16 protein-coding genes and 1 pseudogene are annotated in these 14901 nt (G+C 45.2%); 6 read left to right on the top strand and 11 right to left on the bottom strand.

All coding sequences use genetic code 11. The annotated features are described in order from the left end of the window. Positions 1 to 225: 225 nt before the first annotated feature. From JCM10512_RS13500 to cmk, 5 genes are all read right to left on the bottom strand, one after another. Positions 226 to 489 (bottom strand): hypothetical protein, encoded by a 264-nt coding sequence (locus tag JCM10512_RS13500; RefSeq protein WP_158332223.1) that lies wholly within the window; start codon positions 487 to 489, stop codon positions 226 to 228. Then, on the bottom strand, positions 456 to 872 hold the full coding sequence (locus JCM10512_RS13495) for a hypothetical protein (protein ID WP_148298401.1): 417 nt from the start codon (positions 870 to 872) through the stop codon (positions 456 to 458). Before JCM10512_RS13495 ends, JCM10512_RS13500 begins: the two co-directional genes overlap by 34 nt. A gap of 1466 nt (positions 873 to 2338) precedes the next feature. Further along, positions 2339 to 3319 carry a 6-phosphofructokinase gene (gene pfkA / locus JCM10512_RS13490; protein WP_044163901.1) on the bottom strand — a complete coding sequence of 327 codons (981 nt, stop codon included), beginning with the start codon at positions 3317 to 3319 and terminating at the stop codon, positions 2339 to 2341. Positions 3320 to 3473: 154 nt separating this feature from the next. Further along, a complete protein-coding gene (locus JCM10512_RS13485) occupies positions 3474 to 4340 on the bottom strand; it encodes a 4-hydroxy-3-methylbut-2-enyl diphosphate reductase (protein ID WP_044163822.1) in 867 nt (288 codons plus the stop codon). A gap of 13 nt (positions 4341 to 4353) precedes the next feature. Next, entirely contained in the window at positions 4354 to 5046 is a 693-nt protein-coding gene (gene cmk / locus JCM10512_RS13480; protein WP_044163820.1) for a (d)CMP kinase, read from the bottom strand. A 231-nt stretch (positions 5047 to 5277) separates the two neighbouring features. Between cmk and JCM10512_RS13475 the strand changes: the two genes are divergently transcribed. The 5 genes and pseudogenes from JCM10512_RS13475 to JCM10512_RS13455 all read left to right on the top strand — a co-directional run bounded on the left by JCM10512_RS13475 (position 5278) and on the right by JCM10512_RS13455 (position 9249). Then, a complete protein-coding gene (locus JCM10512_RS13475) occupies positions 5278 to 5952 on the top strand; it encodes an energy transducer TonB (RefSeq protein ID WP_044163898.1) in 675 nt (224 codons plus the stop codon). Positions 5953 to 6028: 76 nt separating this feature from the next. Next, on the top strand, positions 6029 to 7003 hold the full coding sequence (locus JCM10512_RS13470) for a polyprenyl synthetase family protein (RefSeq protein WP_044163819.1): 975 nt from the start codon (positions 6029 to 6031) through the stop codon (positions 7001 to 7003). Positions 7004 to 7018: 15 nt separating this feature from the next. Further along, positions 7019 to 7724, top strand: a pseudogene (locus JCM10512_RS13465) (hypothetical protein). A gap of 2 nt (positions 7725 to 7726) precedes the next feature. Further along, positions 7727 to 8506 (top strand): TatD family hydrolase, encoded by a 780-nt coding sequence (locus JCM10512_RS13460; protein ID WP_044163817.1) that lies wholly within the window; start codon positions 7727 to 7729, stop codon positions 8504 to 8506. Between the two features lie 44 nt (positions 8507 to 8550). Further along, the gene (locus JCM10512_RS13455; protein WP_052517213.1) at positions 8551 to 9249 is read left to right on the top strand and encodes a glutamine amidotransferase-related protein; all 699 of its coding nucleotides are present in this window, start codon (positions 8551 to 8553) and stop codon (positions 9247 to 9249) included. A gap of 1 nt (position 9250) precedes the next feature. On the opposite strand, the gene JCM10512_RS13450 is transcribed toward JCM10512_RS13455, so the two are convergent. Together JCM10512_RS13450 and JCM10512_RS13445 are read right to left on the bottom strand one after the other, a co-directional pair. Then, the gene (locus JCM10512_RS13450; protein ID WP_044163815.1) at positions 9251 to 9787 is read right to left on the bottom strand and encodes a GNAT family N-acetyltransferase; all 537 of its coding nucleotides are present in this window, start codon (positions 9785 to 9787) and stop codon (positions 9251 to 9253) included. A 45-nt stretch (positions 9788 to 9832) separates the two neighbouring features. After that, positions 9833 to 11110, bottom strand: coding sequence for an IgA Peptidase M64 (locus tag JCM10512_RS13445; RefSeq protein ID WP_044163894.1), 1278 nt, complete (start codon positions 11108 to 11110; stop codon positions 9833 to 9835). 152 nt (positions 11111 to 11262) lie between these two features. Between JCM10512_RS13445 and JCM10512_RS13440 the strand changes: the two genes are divergently transcribed. Further along, positions 11263 to 11739, top strand: a complete 477-nt coding sequence (locus tag JCM10512_RS13440) for an Lrp/AsnC family transcriptional regulator (protein ID WP_044163813.1) — start codon at positions 11263 to 11265, stop codon at positions 11737 to 11739. Between the two features lie 20 nt (positions 11740 to 11759). On the opposite strand, the gene JCM10512_RS13435 is transcribed toward JCM10512_RS13440, so the two are convergent. From JCM10512_RS13435 to JCM10512_RS22790, 4 genes are all read right to left on the bottom strand, one after another. Next, a complete protein-coding gene (locus JCM10512_RS13435; RefSeq protein ID WP_044163812.1) occupies positions 11760 to 12248 on the bottom strand; it encodes a dihydrofolate reductase in 489 nt (162 codons plus the stop codon). A gap of 114 nt (positions 12249 to 12362) precedes the next feature. Continuing rightward, positions 12363 to 13157: a thymidylate synthase gene (locus tag JCM10512_RS13430; protein WP_044163810.1), complete on the bottom strand. Its 795-nt coding sequence runs from the start codon at positions 13155 to 13157 to the stop codon at positions 12363 to 12365. A gap of 80 nt (positions 13158 to 13237) precedes the next feature. After that, positions 13238 to 14509 (bottom strand): cardiolipin synthase, encoded by a 1272-nt coding sequence (cls, locus tag JCM10512_RS13425; protein ID WP_044163808.1) that lies wholly within the window; start codon positions 14507 to 14509, stop codon positions 13238 to 13240. Between the two features lie 202 nt (positions 14510 to 14711). Beyond that, entirely contained in the window at positions 14712 to 14855 is a 144-nt protein-coding gene (locus JCM10512_RS22790) for a hypothetical protein (RefSeq protein WP_158332222.1), read from the bottom strand. Positions 14856 to 14901 lie beyond the last annotated feature (46 nt).

Below are 14901 nucleotides of genomic sequence, written 5' to 3'. Positions count from 1 at the left end.
TTACTCGACTGACAGCAAACCGTATGGTTCAACAAACAAACAGCTGTACCAAGTCGGGCAGCATATAAGAGTTTACAGCAGTGTCATACCAATGGCACTGCTGTGTTTATATAATGTCGCTACACCGGCAACGCTCTGGCACAGCTAAGCGTGCGTGGAGCTTGCTTTTTACTCGAAGAAGCCTTCCAAAGCTCGCCGGAAGTTCGTTCAAATAAAAGGTTTATCTTAACTATCAGCCGCCTGTTTTTCTCTCTTTAGAATCTCTTCGATGGCATACTTTGCCGATGCCTTTACATCTCTCTTTCTGCTATTGGCATGCTTCTCCAAAGATGGAATAGCCTTCAATGTTCCTATTTTGTTTAATACCGAATTCGAATAAGTGATGTCATGCGAATCGCCGGACGTGTCGATCAGCTCAATCAAGGTTGATTCGGCAACAGCATCCGACGAGTTATTCAAGGCTTGAATGGCACTGTGACGTATGAGCACTTATCACTTTTCAGGGCTTGTAGCAAGGGGTGTAAGTCCGTTCCAGCGGGCTTGTTCAACGCGGCTATTCGATCCAGCAGGGATGAGATGATATATTTGTCCTTCTCTTTCTCCACCTGCTTGATCAGGAAGTTTAATGCCGCTACATCATTCGTGTTTTTAGCGAGATGCCCCAATGCGAAATAGGCTTTATCCCGTTTCTTCTTATCCTTCTCTTTATCAAGAAAGGAAATTAGCAGCGGTATAAAGGCTGCGTCTTTCAGGCTTTCCGCTTCCCGATGTGCTTTCCATGAAATTGTATCCGAACTTTGATAGCCTGCCTCCATGTTGCGGTCGTCAGTATAGTTCATCCGGTCAAGTAAATCCGTTACATAGTTTTCCATATAGTTCATTCAATAAAGACGTAAACGCTAAAGATACAAATCTTTTCTATCTCAGCGGTATCGGCCTGCTTTAAAACCGGTGAAACACGGTTCAAGTGAAAGGTGGAGCGTTTGTCTGCCATAAAAGAAAGACTATCTCTATGGCTGCAATGGATGGATAAAAGAGGTCTTTTGTCACTTTAGGTGGAATCAGCTTTTGCATTGTCTTATAGTTGTCTGTTCTCCAAATGATTGCAGGATGAAAATGTCTTTTCCTATTGAATCAGGACTCAGCCTGTTGTTGCTAACTTTCCAGGTCTTAATAGTTTGGGTTTGAAATGTTAATAGTCTATAGATCACGTATTAATAGATTGGAGATCGAGTAACCTGAAACAAGTTCTTTGGTTACTAAGACCAAGTATTCAAGCTACCTCAATTTACTTCTCGGCTGACCTCACTTAACTACTCAGCTTACTCAGAATGAGCACACAGCTTACTTCTAACGAGTGAATCATGTACTTGGTTTGCCCCAAAAGAATACTTGTTTTCAGGCAAAAGAGTAATTGTTTTAGATGAAAAGAATATTTGTTTCGGAAAGCTCGAGCGATTCGAATAATTCAGGAATGCCTGCCAAAGTATGGGGACTTATACCTAAATCTCTGTTAATCTACGAAAGCATAAGAGGCCGTTCATCGTTTCCCTGAACTGAAATCAGCCTGAAATTAAAGGATATAGCCTCCATCTATAAACTAACTAACCGATAAAGCACGCTATTGAAGCAGGTAATAGCATGTAAACAGATCTTTAGTCATAGTCACTTTTTACTGTAAACGATTGATTGATAGTTTGATATATTGCGTCTGCTTTTCTGGTACTGATCGATCCAATAGATAATACTGATCTCCAAAGGCTGTGTACTTGGCTAAAATCTCCCGACATATCGTAGTAAACAGCTTGTAAAAGACGTCTTTACTCATTCTATTTCCTGTTCCACATCTGTGGAACAGCTGACTCATATATTGTGGGACAAGCGTCGCACATGCTGTGAAGCACCTGTCCCACATTATGTGAAACAGGAAATGAAAGGAAATAAATATAGGAAAAGACTGCTTAAATCTACTACTAGTTGTGCACAATACGGTACAAAAAAGAGTTGTTTGGTGAATTGAAAGCGCTGTTTTTTGGAGAAGCAAACAATAGCTGTTGCCCATCGGAAAGAAGTGATGTGAAAAAGAAGACGCAATGCAAGCGGTTGATATGCTGAGTGATACGCATAAATGTGACTATGACATGAAAGCTATATATCATGGTGCACAGTGCTTCTGTCAAGCCCGGAAGATGGGAATATAGGCGCAGGCCGGATATTTACGCAAGACTAATCTCAATGAAGAAGATTGCAGAAACAAAAGGATAATGAGTCAAAAAAAGGAGCTGAATTCTAAGACTCAGCTCCTTTGATATACTTATAACTCCTAGCTAGGATTATATTAGATTGATAGCTCTTTCAGCACGTTAACCAACTCTTTCTTGATTGGTTTGTCGTTCTTGATCGCTTTGCTGAACGGAACATAAACAATTTCGTCATTCTCGATACCGATCATAACGTTGCGTTGATCCTCCATAATGGCGTCGATAGCTGCGGCTCCCAGTCGGCTGGCAAGAATACGGTCGTTGGCTGTTGGGCTTCCGCCACGTTGCAAGTGTCCCAGAATAGTTACACGCACATCATATTGCGGATACTCATTCTTCACACGTTCGGCATAATGCATGGCACCTCCTGTCAGTTCACTTTCCGCTACCAGTACGATGCTACTGTTTTTCGACTTGCGGAAACCGTTCTTGATAAACTCTTCCAGTTGGTCGACTTCGGTGCTGAACTCAGGGATAATTGCTGCTTCAGCTCCTGATGCGATAGCGCCGTTCAGAGCTAGGAAACCTGCGTCACGTCCCATCACTTCTACAAAGAAGAGACGTTCGTGCGAAGTAGCTGTATCGCGAATCTTATCCACAGCACCCAGAATTGTATTTAGTGCCGTATCGTATCCGATGGTTGTATCGGTACCGAAAAGGTCGTTGTCGATCGTACCCGGAAGTCCGATGCAAGGAATGTCGAATTCCTGAGCGAAGATGCGTGCGCCGGTTAACGAACCGTCACCGCCGATGATGACCAATGCGTCGATGCCTTCTCTCTTCATGTTGTCATACGCCATCTGGCGTCCTTCCGGAGTTGTGAACTCCTTGCAACGAGCCGTTTTCAGGATCGTACCACCCAATTGAATGATGTTGCTGACGTTCTGGCTTTTGAATTCTTTTATTTCACCAGTAACAAGTCCTTTGTAGCCTCTATATATACCTTTTACTTGTAATCCGTTGTAAATAGCCGAACGCGTCACAGCACGGATTGCTGCGTTCATGCCCGGAGCATCTCCTCCGGAAGTTAGAATACCTATACACTTAACTGTTCCCATAAACAATCTTAATTTGGTTTGACGGAACAAAAATACAATAAAAAAGCTAACAGTAGTCCTCGACTTCTGCTTTTTCCTGTGACATAATCATTAAAAATGCTCAAATACCCTTTCTTTCAGACAGAAAGGTGAGTTAGTGGGAGAGATGGAACAGCTATTTGTCAACGTGCGACCGGATGAAGTGAACGATTTGCTCCATCAACCATTTGGGCGTAGAAGTTGCTCCACAGACTCCGATCGATTCTACCCCTTCGAGCAACGAGGGATCTATCTCCTCTTCGCTGTCTATTAAGTGCGAATTGGCGTTCACCTTCAGACACTCTTCGAATAAGATCTTACCATTGGAGCTTTTTTTACCACTGACGAAGAAAACCAAGTCATGCGAAGCGGCAAACTCCCGAAGTTTAGGCATTCGGTTAGCTACCTGCCGACAGATCGTATCGTAATACTCGAAAGTAGCGTCCGGTGAGATCTGTTGTTTAATCTGCCCCACAATCTCTTGAAACCCATCGAGCGACTTCGTCGTTTGCGAAAAGAGACGGATACTTTTGCTAAAGTCGAGCTTTTGAGCCTCCTCAGCTCTCTCGATAACGATTGCTTTGCCGTCAGTTTGTCCCACCAGGCCCAGCACTTCGGCATGGCCCGGCTTCCCGTAAATAACTATTTGCTTCTCGGCAGTGCCTTCCGGCCGCGACTCTTGCTTGATGCGTTTCTGCAATTGCAGTACAACGGGGCAAGTGGCATCGATAATTTCGATGTTATTCTCACGAGCTATCTGATACGTTTCGGGTGGCTCGCCATGTGCCCGTAGGAGGACTTTGGCATTGTGTAGCTGTTTGAACTCTTCCCGGTTGATGGTGATGAGTCCCATCGACTTGAGTCGTTCCACTTCCCGATTGTTGTGTACGATGTCGCCCAGGCAGTAGAGAGTTTCTCCCTTAGCCAGTTCTTCTTCCGCTTTGTGAATGGCGGTTACCACTCCGAAGCAGAAACCGGATCTTTCATCTATTTCTATTTTCATGGGGTAGGGCGTGTTAGTCGGGGTTTACAACCGATTGAAACTTCTCGCGCAACCAATCTCTTTGCTCTTCGATGGTGAGGTGGCTGTTGTCTAGTAAAAGCGCGTCTTCAGCTTTGCGCAACGGACTTACTTCACGGTTCTGGTCGATGTCGTCACGTTGTTTGACGTTCGCCAGAATCTCCTCGTAACTAGCCTCTTGTCCCTTTGCTTTCAACTCGTCATAGCGTCGTTGCGCACGGATCTCGGCCGAAGCAGTCACGAATACTTTCAGTTCGGCATCGGGGAAAACAGTCGTTCCGATGTCGCGTCCGTCCATAACGATACCTTTCCGCTCTCCCATAGCCTGCTGTTGTTTCACCATCTCCTGACGTACAAAACCGAGCGTACTGATGGGGCTGACTTTGTTCGATACTTCCATCGAACGGATCTTATCTTCCACATTAACGCCGTTCAGGTAGGTGTCCGGACGTCCCGTAGCCGGGTTGAGTTGGAAGCTTATTTGGATGTCGTTAATCCGTTGTTTCAAGGTTTCGGTATCGATGGCAGTGCCTGTAAATATACCATTCTCAATACTATATAGGGTGACGGCACGATACATAGCACCACTGTCGATGTAAATGTATCCTATTTCACGGGCCAGGTCTTTGGCCATTGTGCTTTTCCCACAGGAAGAAAAACCGTCAATTGCTATTGTTATTTTTTTCATAATGGGGTGAACTCTATTGGTTTCTTTTTCGACGGTCAAAGATACATCTAATTTGAAAACTAGCCATAGGTTTGGATTAGATAATCAGAATTGGAATCAGCGTAAAGTAATTAAAAAAAGTTAAAAAGCGCTACTAAAAGGTACAGGGATGGGATAGGTTATCTGGAAATGTTCTATATTTGCTCGAAGACACATCAAAGAATACATTTTTCTTATCGCATGAATAAAATGATGAAGGTTGATAAAAGACCCGAGAGACAATTTAGAAGGGAAAATACGATTTGGTTATTACTTGGATATGCGATCGTGTTATCTCTTATGCTTGTAGCGTTTGAAGAAATAAAGCGCAACAAAATACTACTCAGTCAGATGATGGATGGTCAGGTGATCGAAGAGGATATCGATGTTATGCGATTAACCTCCGAACAACGTGAGTCCCTTTTGGCCGAATGCGGTGGGGTGAATATGCCTGTCTACGCCGGCGAACATCGAATTCCCGGTATAGCGTATGCGGGACAAGTGGGTCCGGTACGTGTTAAACGGGTACGTTGTACAACGACCGTGCGCGTAGCTAAAGAAGACCCCGAAGAAATCATTTACGAGATCGTGGACAATATGCCGGACTTTCCGGGCGGTCAAGCCGCTTTGATGAAGTTCCTGGCTAAAAATATTAAGTATCCCGTCATTGCGCAGGAGAATGATGTGCAGGGACGTGTCATCGTGCAATTTGTCGTGAACAAGAACGGACGGATTGTAGGAGCCAAGGTCGTACGCGGAGTCGACTCGGCTTTAGATGTCGAAGCTCTCCGCGTCATCAACTCCATGCCCGACTGGAAACCGGGTATGCAACATGGCAAACCGGTACGTGTCAGGCTCACAATTCCCGTTATATTCCGCTTGCGATAGCCCGACGAAACAACGGGAAGAACCCTGATCTCAGTAATCTCTAGTTTAGAAAATAAAAAAACAGTAAGAAAATAGCATGTTTACAGCCGCTCAACTACTTGATAAGATAAATAATCACATCCTCGATATTCGTATTAATCGTACCCCTAAAGGACTTTACGACCCCATCGAATACATCCTGTCGCTTGGAGGCAAACGCATACGCCCTGTCCTAATGCTTATGGCATACAACCTCTACAAACAAAATGTGAACGCGATCTACGGTCCGGCCACAGGCTTGGAGGTTTATCACAACTATACGCTTCTGCATGACGACTTGATGGACCGTGCGGATGTGCGTCGGGGTAAACCGACCGTGCATAAAGTATGGAACGATAATACCGCCATCCTTTCAGGGGATGCCATGTTGGTGTTGGCCTATCAATATATGACCGATTCCGCACCGGAACATCTCAAAGAAGTGATGGAACTCTTTAGCCTGACTGCGCTAGAGATCTGCGAAGGACAGCAGATGGACATGGAATTTGAGTCGCGCAACGATGTTGCCGAGGAAGAGTATGTTGAAATGATCCGTTTGAAGACGGCCGTTCTATTGGCAGCGGGACTAAAGATCGGAGCTATCCTTGCCGGAGCGTCCACCGAAGATGCAGACCATCTGTATCATTTCGGAATGAATATCGGTGTGGCTTTCCAATTGCAAGACGACTTGCTCGATGTATACGGTGATCCGGTATTGTTCGGCAAGAATACCGGTGGAGACATCCTTTGCAACAAGAAGACTTATATGCTTATCAAAGCCCTTCAACGTGCCGATAACGAACAACGTACCGCACTCGATCGTTGGCTGACAGCAGAAGCTTATCAGCCTGCAGAGAAAATCGAAGCGGTTACCGAACTCTATAATCAGCTCGATATACGTGCCGTCTGTGAGAATAAGATGCGCGAATACTATACGCTTGCCATGAATAGTCTGGATGCTGTTTCCGTGGTCGAAGAGAAGAAACAAGAGTTGAAGAACATGATGAAACAGCTGATGTACCGAAAAATATAACACGATGTAAAAGCTATGCCCTATAGACGATTGCCAAATACGGACCAAGCCAGAGTACGAGCGCTAAAAACAGCGGTCGGAAAGGGGGATGCGTCTAATGTGCGCGAACTGGCTATCTCGTTGAATGTACTTTCCGAAGCTCGCAGCTTCTTGGCTAAGTTTGAGGTAGCGCAATTGTACTATACCCGCTGTTATGAAATTCAATCCAAAGCAAGCCGCAAACATCAGGCGAATGTGAAGATGGCGCGCTTATATATATCCCATTTCATACAGGTGTTTAACTTATCGGTTCTTCGAGAAGAGATCAAGGAGAACCAGAAAGAACTGTATCAGCTGCCTGATGCCAATATCGTACCCGACCTAACAAGCGAATCGGCTCTGGTGGAGTGGGGTGCCAATATCATCAAAGGCGAGCAACTGCGCATAACACAAGGAGGAATCCCGATATATAACCCTACCATCGCAAGGGTGAAAGTGCATTACGATATATTCTTCGAAAGCCATGAGAGGCAAAAGAATTATCAGGTGCAAACCAACCGAAGCCTGGACGAACTGGCAGCCATGCGCGAACGTGCCGACGAACTGATACTGGATATCTGGAATCAGGTAGAAGCGCGCTTTCAGGACGTTACACCCAACGAAGCCCGCTTAGACAAATGCCGGGATTATGCTGGTGTATTACTACCGTGCCGGTGAAAAAGTTAAAGAAGAAAACGATTGAATATGTTGATAGATACCCACTCTCATCTTTTTTTGGAAGAATTTGTTGAAGATTTACCGGAAGTAATAGAACGCGCGCGTCAGGCGGGAGTTACTTCTGTCTTTATGCCCAACATCGATCGTACAACTATCGAACCGATGTTGACTGTCTGTGACGCTTATCCTAACTATTGTTACCCGATGATTGGCTTGCATCCGACTTCAGTCGGTGAATCGTACGAAGAGGAGCTTGCTGTTGTGCGTCAGTATCTCGACACGAATCCACATCGCTTCATCGCAATCGGAGAGATTGGGATCGATCTGTATTGGGATAAGACCTTCCTTAACGAACAACTCATTGCTTTTGAAAGGCAAATAGAGTGGGCACTTGAATTTCAATTACCCATCGTTATACATACGCGGGATGCTTTCGACTCCGTTTGTCAAGTGTTGGAGCCGTATAAAGGGACTTCGCTCACAGGAGTTTTCCACAGCTTCACGGGAACAGAAGAGGAAGCAGCTCGCTTGTTGGAGTTTGACGGCTTTGTGCTCGGCGTCAACGGGGTGGTTACGTTTAAAAAGTCTACCTTGCCTCAGGCACTGAAGTCTGTTCCGCTTCAACGAATTGTGTTGGAGACCGATTCTCCTTATCTAACTCCTGCACCCAATCGTGGGAAGAGGAATGAAAGTGCTCGTGTGAGTGATACGCTCAATAAAGTGGCGGAGATTTACGAGCTACCCCGCGGCCAAGTGTCTGCTATTACTTCCGAAAACGCGCTGAGAATATTTAAGATACCGCAATAGAGTTTGCTGGAATCCATTATTTACCCCATTTAAAATTTGTGTCTATGAAAATAAACTTATTAGTATGCGATTGGTTTGAAGGCACCCTGCCTGAGTTTTTGACCAGTTTCCCTGAATTGTTTTATAACTTGTTCGATTCGGTATCTGCTACCCCGTCGACTTATCAACTCTATGATGTGCAGAAAGGAGAGCTGCCCGATAAACTCGAAACCAATGAATTATACCTCATTTCCGGTAGTCGTGCGGGAGCGTATGAACAGGATGGCTGGATTGATAACCTGCGACACTTCATACGTAGAGCACATCGGTTGCAAATCAAAATGGTGGGAATCTGTTTCGGACACCAACTCATCGCTCAGGCGTTGGGTGGTAAAGTTGAACTCTCGCCCAAAGGATGGGGAGCCGGTATTCGCTCTTCCAAAGTGGTTCTGCCACGAGCTGAGACCTACTTTACAGGTGGCGAAATGAGACTGTTCTACAACCATAACGATCAAGTAGTGCAACTACCTGCGGAGGCAGAACGTATCGCTACCAGTGACTTCTGTGAGAATGAAGGTTTCGTTGTTGGCAGACATATCCTTTGTTTCCAGGGACACCCGGAATATACGGCTGCTTTTGCCCAACATCTGCTGGATTCAGCTCACGATGTATCTCCTGAAGTGTTGAAACGTGCCCATGACAGCATTCTGCGAGATGATGCCATGGGAAGAGAAGCGGCCCGATGGATGATGAATCTGGGGTGAGTTACTCCGTCACACCATAAACCTCGCTGTATATTTTAGCCTTAATCGTTTCGAAATCTTTCTCAGGCTCCAAGTTACCATATACCATCAGGTACATGGGTAGGAAGTTATCGCCCGGTTTATACGGAGGTTGTTTGTAGTCCTGTGTCCATAAACGGAAACCTTGGCGTTGGTAAAACTCGATACGTCGCTTAGCCATCTCATCGGTGGGGTGTTCTACTTCCAACACGACCGGGCGGTCAACTTGATTAAGCAGACATTCCAAAGTTCTCTTGCCATATCCGCCATTGCGTAGCGCGGGATTTATGGCGAAGTGTTCTACATAATAGAAACTGTCGAAGTCCCAGTAAGTTAGCAGTCCCAGCGGAGTATCACCGTCGAAGATAATGTTGTTGTGGAAGTTACCGGTACGATCTGTGTATTCGCGCAGGTTTTCCAATTGGCGATACTCTTCCGGTGGGAAAGCATCAACCAGCAACTCCTCCATAAATTTATAATGTTGTACGTCCGACGTACTGATTGGTTGAAATCTGATCATAATCTATATAGGTTTATATGGTTTAGTCTGTCCGAATCTAACGGCTCAAGGGATGTAGAACTCGATTACCCGACGGATGGCACGCTGGCAAACCGGACAGAACACCGGGCAGTCGTTTGTTTTCATGCGGCAGTCGTAAGCCGGACGGTATATCCCTTTGAAAGAATATCCACCGCCTTCGTACACACCAACCGGATATTTCTGTTTCTCGCTTACAGGCGTAGGTACGGGAGTTCCTTTAGCCAACATATCCTCCCATTTGGACGCAAAGTTGACACGGGTTGTTATATTCTGCTCCCAAGGTTCTACGTTAAGCGGATAAGTATCGCTCATCACATCTTCCTCGTAGTAATATTCGTCGGCCAGTCCGCCGAAGCTGTGTCCGAACTCATGAACCACTACCGGTTTGAACATCGGATGATGGGCTGTGGTGAGCGTATACGAATTGTAAATCCCTCCGCCACCGTATACATCCGTATTGGCCAGGATAATTATATGCTCGTAAGGTATTCCGGACAATGCATCGTGAATCGCTTTTACGTGACTGGTTGTCAGGTAGCGATCGGAATAGAAAGTGTCGAAATGCGAACTGAAAGCCGTGTGTTTCCATTGACTCTCCCGTGGCACACTGACGCCACTATCGGCCGAGGGACTTCCTACAGCTACAATGTTGAACTTACTTTTGAGTGACTTGAACGGTTCGTAAGAGAAGATGCTCTCGCACGCCTTTTGTGCATCCTGATAGAACAGATCCATCTCCTTCTCTGTATAACCTTCGGCCAGTATCGCTACGTCAATGCAGCTTTCAGCACTACCGCTTTGCAAAAGGTACCGGTGCGGAGTGACGTGTGTCGTTCCCCGTTGGTGGATTAGAATATCATCCGGACGAACAATGTGTTTCAGGCTCGTCGTAATCTTACCTTGCGGGTTCAGAAGGCTGACTTCTACTTCTACCGGTTGCTTGGGGTAGGGTATGAGAAACGTGTTCTCAAAACCTTTAGCGGTTGTCTTGGCTTCATCCGTCGACAGCCACTCCTGGAACAAAGAAGAAAATGAAGTTTTGTAAAGACATCTCTTACTGGTGAGATCGCGAACCGTAATTTGTCCGTTACCTTCCAACGGCAATTCGGACAAGTGATGGAGCCGTCCCGCCCAAGTGGGCAACTGAGATAATTCATCCAAATAAATGGACTGATGCTCAGCATTGCCAGTGAATATATAATCTACGCGGAGTGTTTTGTTCTGAAAGAAGTCCGCAAAATTCTGCGCATACACTCCGATTGTTATCCCTAAAAAGAGTACAATACAGCTAAAATGTTTCATATATATTGTATATTTATGTTTGTCGGCAAAGGTACAAACAATTGGTGAAAACTCCGCTTTTTGCAAATAAAAGTAATAATTCATAGTATTTGTTCTTGGAAAATAGCTAACTTTGCATAAAACATTCATTGATTAAAACAATTTGATTACAAATGGGACATCATCAATTAGATGCCTTAGATGAGCAAATTCTGAGATTAATAGCAGATAATGCGCGTATTCCTTTTCTGGAAGTGGCACGGTCATGTAACGTGTCGGGCGCGGCTATTCACCAACGTATTCAGAAATTGACCAACTTGGGAATTTTAAAGGGATCGGAATATGTTATTGATCCTGAGAAAATAGGATACGAGACTTGTGCATATATCGGTATATATTTAAAAGATCCGGAATCATTTGATTCCGTAACGAAAGCATTGAAAGCTATTCCGGAAGTAGTGGAGTGTCATTTTACTACCGGGAAGTATGATATGTTTATCAAGATTTATGCGAAGAACAACCACCATTTGCTTAGCATTATTCATGGGAAGCTACAGCCTTTGGGCTTAGCGCGTACAGAGACATTGATCTCTTTCCACGAAGCTATCAAACGGCAAATGCCAATTATGGTGGATTTAGACGAGGGATAATTCCTTGTTTGTTTGCTTATTTATCGGCGCACATAGTCGACAAATGCATAGGAGCAGAGATGTTTCTCATCCGTAGGATGGGCTTCTCTGCTTTTTTCATGCCAGATCGTTGGGTCTACCGCCGGAAAGAATACATCCACTTCGGCAGCTGTGTCGTCAATCTCTGTCAGGCAGAGTTCGTCGGCTAAAGGTAATGCCTGCCGATATATACTGGCTCCACCGATGATGTAAACATGTTCGTTCTCCGCACAGCTCTGCAAAGCGGCTTCCAGTGATGAGAACACTTCAGCACCGGGACATTCGATTGCCGGATTGGAAGAGAGTACCACATTTCTTCGGTTGGGTAAAGCCCCTTTGGGAAGCGATTCGAAAGTCTTACGCCCCATGATGATGGTGTTGCCTGTCGTCAACGCTTTGAAGCGTTTCAGATCGTTAGGCAACCAGAAGAGAAGTTTGTTTTGAAAGCCAATTCCCATACGGCGGTCTACAGCAGCAATAATAGATATCATATTAGTCACTTTGGGGTTGTTAGTACTTGGGGTAAACTCAATAAATGAAATGCGGAGGATGCGGGTTAATACCTTACGATCCTCCTTCTTCTTTTGAATAAGGCCGGTTGAGGCTTATATAGCTACTGCCCCGGCAATATGAGGATGCGGATCATAATTGACTAATTCGAAGTCCTCAAACTTAAAGTCAAAGATGCTTTTCACATCCGGATTTATTTTCATTTGCGGTAACGGACGAGGTTCACGAGCGAGCTGAAGTTTCACCTGTTCCATATGATTGAGGTAGATATGAGCATCTCCCAGTGTATGTACGAAATCACCGGCTTTCAATCCGGTTACCTGAGCCATCATTTGTAATAGCAAAGCATAAGAAGCGATGTTAAATGGCACTCCGAGGAAAATATCGGCACTGCGCTGATAAAGTTGAAGGCTCAACCGTCCGTCAGCCACATAGAACTGAAAGAAAGCGTGGCACGGAGGAAGATTCATCTGATCCAAGTCCGCAACATTCCAGGCACTGACTATAATCCGACGTGAGTCCGGGTTGTTTTTGATTGTTTCCACCGCTTCGCTGATCTGGTCGATGAAGCCACCGTCATAGCGTGGCCATGAGCGCCATTGATAGCCATAGATATGGCCTAAGTCGCCATTCTCGTCCGCCCATTCGTTCCAGATACGCACTCCGTGCTCTTGCAGGTATTTCGCGTTGGTGTCTCCCTGAAGGAACCATAAGAGTTCGTAGATGATCGACTTCAGATGCAACTTCTTGGTCGTTAGACAAGGGAAACCGTCCTCTAAATTAAAACGCATCTGATGACCGAATATGCTGACTGTACCTGTTCCTGTACGGTCACTCTTTTCTGTACCCTCACTCAGTACCCGGTTGAGTAAATCTAAATATTGTTTCATTGTCTACGGAAATATCATGTTAAGATTGCTCGCAAAGATAGTCAAAAAAACTCTGATCAGGATATGGAATCCCCGGCGATTTATAAGAACGGTGTGAATAAATTGGCAAACCACCCCGCGAATTTCTTCCAAGGTGAACGCTTCTTCCAGAACTCCGGAGTCATTTGCGTGCAGTGTTCAATGTCCGTGTAGAACATCTTATTTAGCTCGGCAGTAGTCCGTTGGTCGAATATAAACGCGTTTGTTTCATAATCGTAACGCAGGCTTCGGCTGTTCAGGTTAGCCGTGCCTACTGTGCAGAACAGATCGTCCACCATCATGATCTTGGAGTGATGGAATCCGCCGTTATACATATAAACCGTAGCACCCCGTTTCATCAGTTTATGCAGTTTGTAGAGCGCGGCATCCGGTGTAAAGGGAATGTCGGAGGCTGAAGAAACCATGATCGTAACTTTCACTCCCCGGTCGATCGTTCGGCGAAGTGCTTTGTTGATCGAGGAGGTCGGTACGAAGTACGGATTCACTATGTGCACATTCTTTTGAGCCGAGTAGATCGACATAGCATACGCATGGCTCAGCATACGGCTGTTTCGCTTGGGCGTACGGTCGACGATAGCTACCACAGTATTTGTGCTGTCGGTTTGTTCTTTATGGCCGGGGAAATAAACATCTCCGCCAATATGTTGTTTGGTCTCCTGATTCCAGATCGTGAGGAAAATCTTTTGCAGTTCGTCTACGGCATCCCCTTTCAGCCGGATGTGCATGTCACGCCAAGTACCGATTTTGGGTAGTCCGTTGATGTAGTAGTCGGCAATATTCATTCCGCCTGTATACGCCACCTTACCGTCTATCACGGCTATCTTCCGATGATCCCGGTGCGCTGCATGATTGATGTAGGGAAACGTAAACGGGTCGAATTTAACAATCTCAATCCCTCGCTCGCGTATCTTCTTGAGATGTTTCTTTTTAAGTGGCTTATTGTTCGACCAATTGCCGAAGGCATCGAATATCGTACGTACCTCTACACCCTCCTGTGCTTTAATTGCCAACAGATCGAACAACGCATTGGCGATGGAGTCATTCCGGAAATTGAAATATTCCAGATGCACATGATGTTTGGCACGACGGATGGATTCAAACAGATCGATAAATTTCTCACGTCCGCTTTTAAGGAGTTTCACTTCATTGTTGTCGGAGATAGGGATTCCTGATTCGGAAAGGAAATGGAGAACAAGCGAATCGCTTGTTAGTTCAATGGAGTCTCTGGGCTGTGTCATTAAGCTGTCGAGGATGTCCGCATGAACTCGGAATACTGACAACAAAAGGCATAAAATGAATATAGGTAGCTTCAAAACTCTTCTCTCTTTTATAGTTTATTAAATGAACAAAGATATAACATCTATGTTGGGAGCTACCGGCTGTAAGAACTATATTTATTGTATTTTAACAGAAAGGACTGTATATAAGGACTTCTTAGCCCTTATTCCTGCACTTTCCGTCGAGTTTGTCCGTTGAGTTGGCCAGTTGATCGTAAAGATAGCAAGCGGTTGCTTGTTACCTCACTACTTCTTTGCGATAGATAATCTTCTTGTTTGGGATGTCATAGATTTCCGTAATCGGACTCTCTTTGATTCCCTCCTTTTGGCAATACTTGGTTAATGCCGGATAGGCCTTTATCACGCCGATGATGAAAGACAAACTGCCTTTTATCGGGAATTCGGTCGTGATGAAACTGTTGCCCGGG

Source organism: Bacteroides reticulotermitis JCM 10512 (assembly GCF_000517545.1).
Taxonomy (GTDB): domain Bacteria; phylum Bacteroidota; class Bacteroidia; order Bacteroidales; family Bacteroidaceae; genus Bacteroides; species Bacteroides reticulotermitis.
The sequence above is the reverse complement of the archived record's forward strand: the minus strand, read 5'-3'. Positions and strand labels throughout refer to the sequence as shown.

What these genes read in the sequence shown, in the direction of transcription:
- JCM10512_RS13435 (WP_044163812.1), bottom strand. Translation starts at nt 12,248, where the DNA reads ATGATATCTATTATTGCTGCTGTAGACCGCCGTATGGGAATTGGCTTT.
- cmk (WP_044163820.1), bottom strand. Translation starts at nt 5,046, where the DNA reads ATGAAAAAAATAACAATAGCAATTGACGGTTTTTCTTCCTGTGGGAAA.
- JCM10512_RS13445 (WP_044163894.1), bottom strand. Translation starts at nt 11,110, where the DNA reads ATGAAACATTTTAGCTGTATTGTACTCTTTTTAGGGATAACAATCGGA.
- JCM10512_RS13475 (WP_044163898.1), top strand. Translation starts at nt 5,278, where the DNA reads ATGAAGGTTGATAAAAGACCCGAGAGACAATTTAGAAGGGAAAATACG.
- JCM10512_RS13430 (WP_044163810.1), bottom strand. Translation starts at nt 13,157, where the DNA reads ATGAAACAATATTTAGATTTACTCAACCGGGTACTGAGTGAGGGTACA.
- JCM10512_RS13470 (WP_044163819.1), top strand. Translation starts at nt 6,029, where the DNA reads ATGTTTACAGCCGCTCAACTACTTGATAAGATAAATAATCACATCCTC.
- pfkA (WP_044163901.1), bottom strand. Translation starts at nt 3,319, where the DNA reads ATGGGAACAGTTAAGTGTATAGGTATTCTAACTTCCGGAGGAGATGCT.
- JCM10512_RS13460 (WP_044163817.1), top strand. Translation starts at nt 7,727, where the DNA reads ATGTTGATAGATACCCACTCTCATCTTTTTTTGGAAGAATTTGTTGAA.
- JCM10512_RS13440 (WP_044163813.1), top strand. Translation starts at nt 11,263, where the DNA reads ATGGGACATCATCAATTAGATGCCTTAGATGAGCAAATTCTGAGATTA.
- JCM10512_RS13495 (WP_148298401.1), bottom strand. Translation starts at nt 872, where the DNA reads ATGGAAAACTATGTAACGGATTTACTTGACCGGATGAACTATACTGAC.
- JCM10512_RS13485 (WP_044163822.1), bottom strand. Translation starts at nt 4,340, where the DNA reads ATGAAAATAGAAATAGATGAAAGATCCGGTTTCTGCTTCGGAGTGGTA.
- JCM10512_RS13450 (WP_044163815.1), bottom strand. Translation starts at nt 9,787, where the DNA reads ATGATCAGATTTCAACCAATCAGTACGTCGGACGTACAACATTATAAA.
- JCM10512_RS13455 (WP_052517213.1), top strand. Translation starts at nt 8,551, where the DNA reads ATGAAAATAAACTTATTAGTATGCGATTGGTTTGAAGGCACCCTGCCT.